The organism is Streptomyces sp. G-G2 (assembly GCF_030063135.1).
GTDB lineage: Bacteria > Actinomycetota > Actinomycetes > Streptomycetales > Streptomycetaceae > Streptomyces.
The window spans coordinates 168,566-180,493 of record NZ_JASISO010000009.1 but is presented as its reverse complement, the minus strand read 5'-3'; the positions used below and the strand labels follow the sequence as shown (position 1 = coordinate 180,493).

7 protein-coding genes and 3 pseudogenes are annotated in these 11,928 nt (G+C 74.0%); 3 read left to right on the top strand and 7 right to left on the bottom strand.

What is annotated here, in order from left to right; genetic code table 11:
• Positions 1-777 (bottom strand): annotated as a pseudogene (locus tag QMF80_RS10415) (phosphodiester glycosidase family protein); the annotation flags it as partial.
• Positions 778-980: 203 nt separating this feature from the next.
• On the opposite strand from QMF80_RS10415, the gene QMF80_RS10410 reads away from it, so the two are divergent.
• The gene (locus QMF80_RS10410) at positions 981-1,613 is read left to right on the top strand and encodes a DUF4328 domain-containing protein (RefSeq protein ID WP_283451855.1); all 633 of its coding nucleotides are present in this window, start codon (positions 981-983) and stop codon (positions 1,611-1,613) included.
• 270 nt (positions 1,614-1,883) lie between these two features.
• On the opposite strand, the gene QMF80_RS10405 is transcribed toward QMF80_RS10410, so the two are convergent.
• Together QMF80_RS10405 and QMF80_RS10400 are read right to left on the bottom strand one after the other, a co-directional pair.
• Positions 1,884-3,980 carry a SpoIIE family protein phosphatase gene (locus QMF80_RS10405; protein WP_283451853.1) on the bottom strand — a complete coding sequence of 699 codons (2,097 nt, stop codon included), beginning with the start codon at positions 3,978-3,980 and terminating at the stop codon, positions 1,884-1,886.
• Between the two features lie 277 nt (positions 3,981-4,257).
• Positions 4,258-5,832, bottom strand: a complete 1,575-nt coding sequence (locus QMF80_RS10400; protein ID WP_283451852.1) for an alpha/beta hydrolase — start codon at positions 5,830-5,832, stop codon at positions 4,258-4,260.
• Between the two features lie 393 nt (positions 5,833-6,225).
• On the opposite strand from QMF80_RS10400, the pseudogene QMF80_RS10395 reads away from it, so the two are divergent.
• Positions 6,226-6,441, top strand: a pseudogene (locus QMF80_RS10395) (transposase); the annotation flags it as partial.
• Positions 6,442-6,488: 47 nt separating this feature from the next.
• Here QMF80_RS10395 and QMF80_RS10390 read toward each other — a convergent pair.
• Positions 6,489-7,055, bottom strand: a complete 567-nt coding sequence (locus QMF80_RS10390) for a hypothetical protein (RefSeq protein WP_283451850.1) — start codon at positions 7,053-7,055, stop codon at positions 6,489-6,491.
• Between the two features lie 396 nt (positions 7,056-7,451).
• Positions 7,452-8,759: pseudogene (locus QMF80_RS10385) on the bottom strand (DUF6777 domain-containing protein); the annotation flags it as partial.
• 150 nt (positions 8,760-8,909) lie between these two features.
• On the opposite strand from QMF80_RS10385, the gene QMF80_RS10380 reads away from it, so the two are divergent.
• Positions 8,910-10,181: a streptophobe family protein gene (locus tag QMF80_RS10380; RefSeq protein ID WP_283451848.1), complete on the top strand. Its 1,272-nt coding sequence runs from the start codon at positions 8,910-8,912 to the stop codon at positions 10,179-10,181.
• 31 nt (positions 10,182-10,212) lie between these two features.
• On the opposite strand, the gene QMF80_RS10375 is transcribed toward QMF80_RS10380, so the two are convergent.
• On the bottom strand, positions 10,213-11,196 hold the full coding sequence (locus QMF80_RS10375) for a serine/threonine-protein kinase (protein ID WP_283451846.1): 984 nt from the start codon (positions 11,194-11,196) through the stop codon (positions 10,213-10,215).
• Positions 11,193-11,927, bottom strand: a complete 735-nt coding sequence (locus QMF80_RS10370; protein ID WP_283451845.1) for an SH3 domain-containing protein — start codon at positions 11,925-11,927, stop codon at positions 11,193-11,195. The genes QMF80_RS10375 and QMF80_RS10370 overlap by 4 nt, the downstream gene beginning before the upstream one ends.
• Position 11,928: the final 1 nt, after the last annotated feature.

Sequence of the window (11,928 nt, the reverse complement as noted above, 5' to 3'; positions counted from 1 at the left end):
CGGCGCGAGGGTCACGGGATCCCCCGGGCGCAGGGCCGCGACCCGGGCCGCCGCCGCGCCCCGGCCGACCAGCACGGTGGTGCCGGGTCCGGGCGGGGTCCAGGGCGCGGGCGGACGTACCGCCGCGACCTGCCCGTCCCGTACGTCGGCCGCCGCGGCCGGGCCGGGCCCGGCGGCCGGGAGCGGGCCCCAGGTCCAGTCGGCGGTGTAGGCGAGGTAGCCCTCGGCGGGCGGCTTCGCGGTGTTGTACCCGGCCAGCGGGTGCGCGCCGGCGTCGCCGGGCAGGGTGACGGTGCCGGCCAGCCCGAGGAACAGGACCTCCCCCGCGCCGTCCGGGCCGAAGCCCGCCGCGGGCCCGGCGCCGGGGGCGGGGGCGTGCAGCAGTCGCCCGTCGCGGATGCCGGGGCCGAGGGGGGCGCCCGTACCCCGGATGTCGAAGAAGTCCCCGTTCACAGCGGCGGCCGCGCGCCGTCCGGGTCCCGCCGGGTGGCGGGCGGCGGAGTCGGCGACGGTCGCGGGCAGGGGGCCGCCGAGGTACTCGGCCCGCACCCCGGGGGTGTCGAGGTCCACGTCGAGTTCGTCGACGCGCAGCCAGCGGTCGTGTTCGAGCCGGTCGAAGGAGCGCAAGCGGACACCGGGGGCGATCTGCCGGGTGGTCCGTGCCGTCTCGGTACCGGTGTCCGCGGCTGCGGCCGTGGCCGTCGCGGCGGTGGGGCCGGGGGCCACGAGTACGGCGGTGGCGAGGAACAGCGGGAGCAGGGAGCGCGGAAGGGGCACCTGGGCAGGATGGGCGACGCCCGCAGTGGATATATACGTAAAACCGTCATTACGCCTGCGGGTTCAGCCATTCGCACGCGGCGTTCCGGCGCCCCGGCGAAACACTTGGACAGCGGATGATCATCTGACGTATGTTCACGCGGGCCCCGCTCTCGGCGGGTTTCTTCACACGCGCCACATGTACCCGTGGGGGGTTCTTCACCATGTCTTCTGACGCCACCAGTGCGCCACCGCGGGCCTATCCAGTCCTGCGGTCACCGAGCGGCCTGGCGACCGCGCTCACGATCCTGCTCGCCGTGGCGGGCGCGGTCGACCTCTTCGCCGCCCTGCTCGGCTTCGCACCGGGTGCCGGGGAGTCCCTCGTCCCCTCCTCCGACGACGGGCCGCTCACGGGATACTCGCTGCTGGCCCTGTCCGCCGGGATCGGTCAGCTCGTGTGCCTGCTCGGCACCGGTTCCGTCTTCATCGTCTGGTTCCACCGCGCGCGCGTCAACGGCGAGGCCTTCCGGCCCGACCTCTTCGCCAAGCGCCCCGGCTGGGCCATCGGCTGCTGGTTCGTGCCGGTCCTGAACTTCTTCCTGCCCTTGCGCATCGCCAAGGAGATCTGGGAGGCCAGCACCCAGTACGGGCCCGACGGCTCCGCCCGCTCGGTCTCCCCCGCGCCGGTCTTGCTCTGGTGGGCGACGTTCATCGGCGCGAACTTCCTGACCCGCCTGACCGAGCCGGGCGGCAACCTGCTGTCGGCCGTCTCCGCCGTGCTGGCCATCGTCTTCGTGCGCAAACTGACGGCCATGCAGGTCCTGAAGGCCACGGAAGGCCCCCATGCGGCCGTCTGAGGCCGACGCGCAGCCGCAGCCGGTCTCCGAACTGCCGGCGCACCCCTCGGGAGGCGACGCGCCGGGGCTGCGCTCGCCGGCTTCGCGACGAACCTGCGGCTGCTGACGCGGCTGCCGGCCATCGTCGTCTTCCTGTTCTGGTTCCACCGGGTCCGGGTCAACGCGGGAGGGTTCGCGCCCGGTGGGTTCAGCGGGGGACCCGCCGGGCGTTTCGTGCGCACGCTGACATCGATGCGGCGCGCGAAGGCCGCCCGGGGTCCGGAGGGCGTTTCAGGAGGCCGGGGCACCGACCGGGGCCGGGGCCGGTTCGGGGGCGGCGGGGAAGGAGAACTCGCACCAGACGCACTTCCCCGCGCCCTTGGGCTCGACGCCCCACTCGTCCGCCAGTCGCTCCACCAGCATCAGGCCCCGCCCCGACACCGCCCAGTCGCCCGCCTCGCGGCGCCGCGGCAGGGCGCTGGAGGAGTCCTCGACCTCGATCCGGATCCGCCCTTCGACGGTGAGCCGGAGGATCACCTGGCCGCCCCCCTCGGTGTGCACGAGGACATTGGTCATCAATTCGTCGGCGGCCAGCTCGATCTCGTCCGCAAGGTCCCGGGCGCCCCACGCCGCCACGGCCGCCCGGATCAGGTGCCGGGCCATCCCGGGGCCGTCGGGGTCCCCGGGGGTCAGCCGCTGGCGCAGCGGGCCGCCGCCGCGCGGTGCGGGGGCGCCTCGGCGGCGCAGCACGAGCAGGGCCATGTCGTCGCCCGTACCGGAGTCGCCGACCAGCTCGCACAGCGAGTCGGCCAGCTCCTCCACCTCGACCGGCCCGTCCCGTACCGCCGCCAGGAATTCGCGCATGCCACTGTCGCTGTCGGCTCCGGGCCGCTCGATCAGCCCGTCCGTGCAGAGCAGCAGGGTGTCGCCCGGGTGCAGTTCGAGGGTGGTGACCGGATAGCCGGAGCCCGCCCAGGGCTTGTCGCCCGACGGCAGGCCGAGCGGCAGCCCACCGGCCGCGGCCACCCGGTGGCAGGTGCCGTCGCCGCGCCGCACGACCGGGTCCAGGTGCCCGGCCCGGACCAGTTGCGCGATCCCGCTGTTCAGGTCGATCTCCGCGTAGGTGCAGGTAGCGAAGCGTTCCGTTTCCAACTCGCGCAAGAACGCCGAGGCCCGCGCCATCGCCGTACCCGGGGTGTGCCCTTCGGCGATGTACGCGCGCAGGACGATCCGCAGTTGCCCCATCACGGCCGCCGCGTCCGTGTCGTGCCCCTCCACGTCGCCGATCATCACGCCGACCCGGCCCTCGCCTAGCGGGATCACGTCGTACCAGTCGCCGCCGATGTCCCGGCCCATCCGGGCGGCCCGGTAGCGTACGGCGATCAGCGCGCCCGGCACCTCGGGGATGCTGCGCGGCAGCATGGCGCGCTGGAGCCCCTCCGCGATCTCGTGCTCCTGCTCGAAGAGCATGGCCCGCATCAGGCTCTGCGCGATGCCGCTGCCGAGGGCGACCAGCAGATTGCTCTCCTCGGCGGTGAAGTCGCCCTCCCGCGTGTACAGGAGCCCGAGCGCGCCGATCGGGCGGCCCTGCGCGATCAGCGGGAGGTAGACCCCGCTGCGCACCGACAGCGGCTCGATGTAGGGCCACAGCATCGGGTAGCGGCGCTCGAACTCCTCGCGGGAGGAGACGTAGACCGGTTGCAGCCCGCGTACGGCCTCGCTCATCGGGAGGTCCGCGTCGATCCGGGTGTACTCGATCTCGGGGACGTACGAGCCCAGCTCGCCCTCCGCCACCAGGTGGACGCGGCCCCCGTCGATCACTCCGAGCATGATGCTGACCGCGCCGAGATGACCGAGCGCGGCGGGGTCCTTGAGGATGTCGGTGACGTCGTTGACGGTCCGGGCGTGGGCCAGGATGGCGGTGGTCCGCTCCACCACACCGGTCAGCCGGCGCCGTCCCTCGTCCCGCTCGTTGCGCGCCCCCGACTCACCGGGGTCGAGGTCCGCGTCGCGGACGATCCCGATGACGCGGTACGGGCGGCCGGCGGGGTCCCGCAGGATGTGGCCCTGGATGTGGGTCCAGCTGGTCGTGCCGTCCCGGCGGCGGATCCGGACGTAGGCGCCGTAGTGGCTGCGGCCGTCCTTGAGGGCCTGGGCGACCCGGGTGTCGAGCCGGGCCTCCTCGCGGGGCGGGATCCGTGCCCGGAGGCCGCCGGGGGCGCCGCTGAACTCCTCGGGACGCATGTCGAAGACCTCGAGAGCGGTCGGATCCAGATGCATCTGCCCGCTGTCGAGGTCCCAGTCGAAGGTGCCCATCCGGTTGAGCGCGAGGCTCAGGTCCGGGCGGGCGGGCCAGTCGACCGCGGGGAAACCGCCCCTTTCGGCCATGCGTCAAGCGTCTCACCTATCGGCCCGCGCCGCGGCCCGTGCGGTCAGCGACTCCCGTCGACCGCTTCGATACGGCCGCCGAAGTCGCCGCGGCAGCTGCGCCGCCAGTCCCCGCCGCGGACCTTCCGGGCCTCCTTCGGCCGCCAGTTGACGACTGGCGTCCACGCCGGCGACGACGGGGGGATCACGCCTTGGGTTCTGACGGAGGCCGGTGTTCCGACGGGAGGGGCGGCTTGCCCGAACGCACCATCGTGGTCGGCGGGGTTCACCGGAGGAACTACTCATCACCACCCTTCGGAGGGTTGTCGCAGGTCACGTCCGCGGCGGGCAGCCGACCCGTGGAGAGGTACGCGTTGACGGTCGTGTCGGCGCAGGACGCGGGCTCGGAGAGGTACACGCCGTGCCCCTCACCCCCGCGCGCCAGCACCATCCGCGAGCCCTTGAGGGCCCGGTGCAGGCCCTGGCCGCTGGAGAGGGGGGTCAGCGGATCCCACTCGTTCTGCACGGTCAGCACGTCGGCCCGGGTCTTGATGGGCGTGGTGGGTTCGAGCGGCCGCTGCCAGAAGGCGCACGGCTTGATGTTCGACGCGAAGTCCCCGTACAGCGGGTGCGCCACCTTGTCCCGGGCCGCGTCCCGCGCGTACTGCTCCGGATCGCGCGGCCAGCTGTCCGTGTCCCCGCACACCACGGACCAGTACACGGCGGCGGCGTTGTTCGCGGGGACGGTGACGGGGCCGTCCGAGGCCGCCCCATCGGCTCCCGGCGCGGGCGCTCCTGGGGCGGGCGCACCGGGCGCGGGGGCTCCCGGCGCGGGAGTTCCGGACGCGGGGGCTCCCGGCTGCCCGGGCGGCGACGCATCGGCCGAGGCCTTCAGGGACTTGATGACCGCCGAGGCCCCGTGGGGCGTGAAGAAGAGCGAGGGATCGGCCCTCAGGTCGTCACCCGTGACCTTCTGGCCCTGGTGGAGGAACGGGTCCCGGTCGGCCCGCGCCACCAGCGCCCAGAAGGTGTCGGACACCGCCTTGGGCGTGGCCCCGAGCCCGTAGGTCTCCGAGCGCTCGGCCGCCCACCGCGTCCACCGCTCGAAGGCGGGTTCGGCGCCGGTGCCCCACACCTGGATCATGCCCCGCCAGACGCGCTCCGGGTCGATCCCGCTGTCCAGGACGAAGCGGTCGGTGCGCTGCGGGAACATCTGGGAGTACACCGCTCCCAGATAGGTCCCGTACGAATACCCGAGGTACGAAACCGTCCGCTCGCCCAGGGCCGCGCGGATCACGTCCATGTCGCGGGCACTGTTGCGCGTAGTGATGTACGGGATCACATCACCGGACTTCTCACGGCACTTGTCGGCGATGCCGCGGGCCCAGGCCACGTCAGAGGCGAAGGTCTCGGGCCGGTAGGCACCTCCGACGCCCTTCTCGGCCTCGCTCAGGTCACCGCAGCCGATGGGGCTGCTCTGACCGACCCCGCGCGGATCGAAACCGATGAGGTCGTAGCGGTCCCGTACGTCTTTGGGCATCTCCGTGTTCATCCGCATCGGCCGGTAGAGCCCGGAGGTGCCGGGGCCGCCCGGGTTGAGGAGCAGGACCCCGTGCCGCTTGGCGGGGTTCTCGCTCTTCATCCGGGATATGGCGAGGTCGAGGGTGCGCCCCTCGGGGCGCTGGTAGTCGAGCGGCACCTTGAGGGTCGCGCACTCGTACGCCTCCGGCTTGCCGGGGTCGCAACGGTGCCAGGCGGGTTTCTGGCTCAGGTAGTCAGGGGTTCGGGCGGCGGCTGCCTGGGGCGCCGCGAGCGCGGGCAGGGCGGCGGCGATGAGCCCGACGGTGGCGAGCATCGGTGCGAGGCGTTTCATGCGCGGGGGACCGTCCTTCGTCCGGTGAAATCGCTGACGCCCCCACCTTGCTGGGTGGGTGTGCCCGGGCGAATCCCCCGGAAGAGCCGTCCTTCGTCCCCCACGCGTACCACGCGATTTCCGGCCATCTGGCTGGTACCGGACCACCCGGAACTCACCCCCGCGGGGTCATCCGCCGCGTACCCGCGCATCCGCCCGTAGTCCCTGTCCCCCTCACGCATGACACCCCCTCACCGAAAGGGACGACGGTCTGGGGCTGTGGCCGCGAGGTGCCGTGCCGGGCGCCGCGACCGGGTGCACCTTTCCGGTCACGGCACTAGGGCGCGTATTTGGTTGTGATCAATCTGCGGGATTGGCCCTCGCGGCTGGGCCTGCTCTGGTAGATCGTTTTGTGTGACGCGGATGCAACTGACTGATGTGGAGTGGGAGTTCATCGCCCCGTACCTGCCGATCGGCGAGTACGGGCCGTACCCCGAGCGGCTGCGGCAGCAGTTCGAGGGCGTGATCTGGCGGTTCCGGACGGGTGGGCAGTGGCGGGAGATGCCGCAGGAGTTCGGCGCCTGGTCGACTGTCCACAACCGTTTCCGGCAGTGGAGGGACAGCAGCCTCCACCTGCGCGCCTCGATGATCTGGCTCAAAGACCTCACCCGGACCACTCATTGATCACGACCCGATACGCGCCCTAGCGCCGCGCGGCAGCGGCGGACGTAGTACGCGCCGATCAGGACGGTCAGCAAGGGGCCCCAGAGGGCGAACAGTCCGCTGACCACCGAAGCGAGCAGTGCCCACCAGCCGTTCGCCATGGTGGGGCCGGAGTAGCCGGCGATGCGGAAGGTGGTCAGTACCCAGTCCACCAGCAGGAGGTTCGCGCCCAGCGCCACGACGGAGGCGGGCACCAGCACAACCGCGGGGCGCAGGGGCCTGCCGCCCAGCAACGGGACCGCGGCGGGCAGGACCTCACCCCAGCCGCGGACCAGGCCGAAGCACAGGAACGCGGCCAGTTCGGACAGGCAGCTCAGGCCGAAGACGTACGGAACGCTGATCCACAGGGGCGGTTGCACGGACCCCGTCATGTCGAGCCCCATGGAGAAGCCGAAGGCGAAGGGCAGCCGCCACAGGCACACCGGCAGCATCAGCAGGGGAATGGCCCGGGCGACGCGCTCGGCCCAGCGCGGTACCGGGCGGGCGGTGGCGCGTACCGCCTCGGTCGGTGAAGTGGTCATGACCCACAGCCTCGCCGGGGCGGTGGCCGCGGGTCATCGGTCCCGGCTTCAGCCTCCGGTCCCGCCGCCGTCAGTCGGAGCCGGGGGTCGCGGAGCGCCGAGCGGCGCGGAGGGCGCCTGCGGCGACAACGACAGGGACGGCGAAGGCGGCGGGGGCGAAGGCGGCGCGGACGTCACCAGGGGCCGCTCGGCCGCCGACGAGGTCACCGGCGGCGGAGGCGGAGGCGGCGCCACCGAGGACGCCCCCGGTGACGCCACCGAGGACAGTGTCACCGGGGGCTCCGACGACGGCCCCCCGGGCGCCACCGGCGGGCAGGGCCCACCCGGCTGCCCCGGAGTCGGCGTGGGGGTGACGATCACCGCGCCGGAGCGCGAAGGACACGGGGTCGCGGCCGGAACCAGCGCGGCCGACGGTGAGCCGTCGGGGGACGCGGGCGCGGACGCGGACGACACGGACGCGGACGGGCTCAGCGAGTCGGCAGGCGACGACGAGGTGGAAGCGGACCCCGCGTCGGACGGGGAAGCGGACGTGGAATCGGAGGGGGAGAGGGAGGGCGAGGCCGAGTCCGAGCCCGAGGGCGCGACGTGCGGGGAGACGGACGGGGACACGGACGGCGACACGGGCGGGGACACGGGCGGGGACACCAGCGGGGACGGTGAGATCGGCAGCGTCGGGACCACCGGCGGCGGCACCGGCTTGTCGTGCCTCGGCCGGTCACCCCGGTCCCGCTCGTACCAGTGCCGGTCGTGGTGGTCGTAGATCACGAACGTGTTGATGATCGTCACCGACGGCGCGATCACCACGACGTTCGCCGGGCGGTACGAGGACCACGGCTGCCCGTACCGCTTCGGGTCGGCCTGCAGCGCCACCGGCGCCCCCAGTGGATTCCCGCAGGCGCACCGCACCCTCGGCACACCGCGGTCGTCCACGAGCACGGCCGTCCCGGCCTGGAGCACCGCCTGGTAACTGGTCGCGCGCCCGTCCCGGTACCCATGGTTGGTGACCCGGGTGTCCATGCGCAGCTGCACCGGGGTGAGCGACCGCAGGTAGCCGGGGACGGCCGCGGGCCGGATGCCCGCGGCCGAGGCGAAGGCGCCGTTCTTGGCCGGTTCGGCCGACAGCGCCCTGACCTGCTTCTCCACGTCACAGCTCGCGATGTCCTTGGTCCCGCCGTACAGACCGGGAGCGGATCCGCTGACGCTGCGGGTGGCGCCCGTCGTCCCCGTACCCGTCGTGGGACCGGTCGGACCCGTGGGGCCGGTCGGCCCCGTCGGACCCGTCGGGGCGACCGTCCGCGTTTCCGTCGGCGCGGGCTGGACCTCCTCGGCCGCGGGCTTCGCCGCCGTGGACTCAGTGAACGGGTCGGGTCCCGTCGCCGAGGTGGTCTGCAGGAAGACCTCACCGCCGCCCCCGGAGGAGCCGGAGGGCCGGGTGAGGACGACCGCCAGCGCGACGACGGCGGCCAGCGCCACGAGCGCGGTGGCGAGCCGGGGTACGGACCGCCACCAGGCGCTCCGGGGCGGCGGCCCGGAGGCCCCGGGCGGGCCGGGAGGCGGCGCGCCGGGCGGGGGCGGGGGCGGCGGTTCCTGCCGCCCGCCCGAGAGCGGGCCGGACGGCGGACCGGAGGGCGCCCCCGACGAAGGACCCGAAGGGGGGCCGGAGGGGCGCTCGGACGGCGACTGGCCGGAAGGTTGCGTGGTCACGGGCTCTTCTTCCCAGGCGGAGGAGTTCCGGTCCCCGAGTGAGAGATCTAGGCATTTCCCCGGAAATCTCCGGATTTCTTGCACTCCTGCGCACCATTGTGTGCGCCGTTCAGGTGGTGGCCGCAAGCCGAGGGTGCCTACGGTTGCGGTGTGAGCCGTACATCTCGGGGCTCGGAGCGGGTGTGGCGGGACGCGCTGGTGGCCGTCGTCGCCGGATTCGTCGCGATGACCGCGGTCGCGGCGGCGGGCCTGGCCTGCGCGGGCGCCGACGGGTTGCCAGGCGGGGCGTTCCCGCACGTGGTGGCCGCCGTCGTGGTCATGGCCTCGGGCGGTTCGGTGAGCGTGACCGGCGGGGCCGGGTTCCTCGCGGGGGCGCACGCCGGACTCTCCGTGATGCCCCTGTCGGTCAGCCTGGCCGGGGCGCTGGCCACGGCCTTCTGCTTCGTGCGGCCACTGCGCCATCACGCGGTGGCGACGCCTCGTGAACTCCTCGCCCGCGCCGGACCGTTGGTGGTGGTGTGGCTGGTCGCGCTGACCGGCTTCGCACTGCTCGCCGGTCACACCTTCGGCATCTCCACCGGTGATTCCAGTTCGCCCGTCGGCGAGATCGGCGAACTCCTCGACTCCGCACCGACGGTGGGTTTCCGGGCGGATCTGCCCGCCACGCTCGGGCTCGGACTCCTGTGGATCCTCGGCCTGTTGGTGATCGCCCTGCTGGTGTCCCGGCGTACGCCACTGCCCGCCCGGCTGGTCCGGTTCCACGCGGCGGTGCGTCCGGCCGCGTTCGCCGTCGTCGCGCTGCTCCTCTCGTACGTCGTGCTCGCCGCCCTCGCCGGGGTGGTGGTCGCGGCGACCCAGGGGCATGCGCGGCAGACCCTGGCCGTGGTCCTGCTCGGGCTGCCCAACCTCGCCTGGCTCGCGCTCTCCCTGGGCCTCGGCGGATCCTGGCAGGGGCGGGTCGAGGGGCCCTTCGGGCTGCCGATGCCGCAGGTGCTGGACCAGGTGCTGCGGACCCCCGACCTGTCGACCGTGGACGTCCGCACGCTGGCCGGGCAGGACGCGCGGGCGTGGTGGCTGGTGGCGGTGGCGGCGGTCCTGCTCCTCGGTGCGGGCTTCGTGACGGCCGTGCGCTCTCCCGCGCACGTCCGCCCCTGGCAGCACGCCCTGCACCTGGGCGTGGCGCTGGCCCTGGCCACCCTGACGGTCTGCCTGCTGGGCGGTGTGGAGGCGCGGTTCGGCCTCTCCCTGCTCGGGATCGGCGATGTGGACGGCCTCGGCGGCACGGTCGAACTGCTCCCCCGCCTGTTGCGCACGGTAGCGCCGGCCCTCCTGTGGGGCGCGGTCACCGGGTTCCTCGGCGCCCTCCTGGCCGCACCGGTCCACCGCCGGGGGCGGGTCGAATCGCCCGCGCCACCGCGCTGACCGGACGCGCCGATCAGACGGGCCGATCAGATCAGACGGGCCGCCGCCGGAAGACCGGGAGGGCCCAGGAGGGCGGGGGCGGGGCCGGGGCGTCCGGGGAACGGGGCAGGACGGGTGCGCGGCGGGGGGCCGGGTCGATGCCCGCACGGCGCAGCGCCGAGGTGAAGGCCAGGCAGGTCGGCCAGCGGTCCTCGGGCGACTTCGCCAGCGCCCGCGCGAGTACGTCGTCCACGGCGGGCGGGAGTTCGGGGCGCTGGGCGGAGGGAGGGGGCGGGGGATCGTACTGGTGGGCCCAGAGCAGGGCCATGTCGTCGTCGCGCCGGAACGGCGGGGAGCCCGCGAGCATTTCGTACACGACGCAGCCCAGGCTGTAGACGTCGCAGCGGCCGTCGACCGGTTTGCCGGAGATCTGCTCGGGAGCGACGTAGTCCAGGGTGCCGACGAACTGGCCGACGCTGGTGAACCCGGTCAGGGACAGGGACTTCTTGGTCAGGCCGAAGTCGGTCAGGTACACGTGCTCGGGGTGGTCGCTGTCGGTGCCCTCGGCGACGAGGATGTTGCCCGGTTTGACGTCCCGGTGGACGAGGTCGTGGTCGTGGGCCGCGTCCAGCGCCGAGGCGACCTGGCCCGCGATGCGCGCCGTGGTCTCCACCGGGAGCGGACCGGTGCGGTCCAGCAGGGCCCGAAGGTCCTGTCCGGCGACGTAGCGCATGGCGATGTACAGCAGCCCGTCCGTCTCGCCGGCTTCGAAGACCGGGACGATGTGCGGGTGGTCGATGGCGGCCGCGACCTTCGATTCGTGGGCGAAGCGACGGCGGAAGGTGTCGTTGCGGGCGAGTTCGGGGGCCAGCAGTTTCAGGGCGACCGTACGGTCGAGCCGCAGGTCGAGGGCTCGGTAGACGACCGCCATGCCGCCGCGGCCGATCTCGCTCTCCACCTGGTAGCCCGCGATGCGGCGCCCCCGCAGGTCGGAGGGGCGCCCGCCCACGGGCTCGCGCTCCGGACCGGCCGTCACCGGGCCTCCGCGTCCGGCGGGGTGACGAGCCTGGTCGGGGCGTGGGGTACGGGCGCCGCCGGTCCGGGGGGATCGGGTTCGGGTGTCACCGCGCCCGGGGCGAGCGTCGGAGCGTGCGGTACGGGCGCCGGCGCATCGGCGCCCTCCCGGTCGGCGGCCACCGCATCGGCGCCCTCCGGCACGGCGGCCCGCGCCCGGGCGGGGCGGGCGCCCGGGGCCGCCGCGACCGCGTAGGTGGTGAGCCGGGTGCCGTCGCCGTACATCCAGCGCCCGGCGTCCGCGTCGAAGAGCCAGACGGATTCCCCGTCCACGACCACCCCGGCGCGCAGCCCCCGGGTCCCGCGCCGGAACGCCTCGGTGTCGGCGCGCCCGGCGGCCAGGTCCTCGGCGGCCCGCCGGTAGCGTTCGAGGGCTTCGCCCGCGCGGGACAGCAGCGGGCGCGGGTCCTCCGTACGGGCCAGCGGCCGCCCGGTCGTGGGAGGCGGCTGCGGGACCGCCACCAGCAGCCGCCCGTCCACCCAGGCGGACCAGCCGTTGGCGCACAGGATCTCCCCCCACTCCCCGCGCCGGGACAGCAGCTGTACGGGGAGGAAGGGGTCCAGCGCGACGGTGGGCCGGGAGACGTCCGGGGCCTCCCAGGCGGGCAGCCCCTCCTGCGGGACGACATGGGTGGGCCGGAAATCCGTCTCTTCGCGCGGCTCGTCCGTCGGCGGCGTCGGCAGTGGTGTCATG

What these genes read in the sequence shown, in the direction of transcription:
- QMF80_RS10400 (WP_283451852.1), bottom strand. Translation starts at nt 5,832, where the DNA reads ATGAAACGCCTCGCACCGATGCTCGCCACCGTCGGGCTCATCGCCGCC.
- QMF80_RS10370 (WP_283451845.1), bottom strand. Translation starts at nt 11,927, where the DNA reads ATGACACCACTGCCGACGCCGCCGACGGACGAGCCGCGCGAAGAGACG.
- QMF80_RS10405 (WP_283451853.1), bottom strand. Translation starts at nt 3,980, where the DNA reads ATGGCCGAAAGGGGCGGTTTCCCCGCGGTCGACTGGCCCGCCCGCCCG.
- QMF80_RS10410 (WP_283451855.1), top strand. Translation starts at nt 981, where the DNA reads ATGTCTTCTGACGCCACCAGTGCGCCACCGCGGGCCTATCCAGTCCTG.
- QMF80_RS10390 (WP_283451850.1), bottom strand. Translation starts at nt 7,055, where the DNA reads ATGACCACTTCACCGACCGAGGCGGTACGCGCCACCGCCCGCCCGGTA.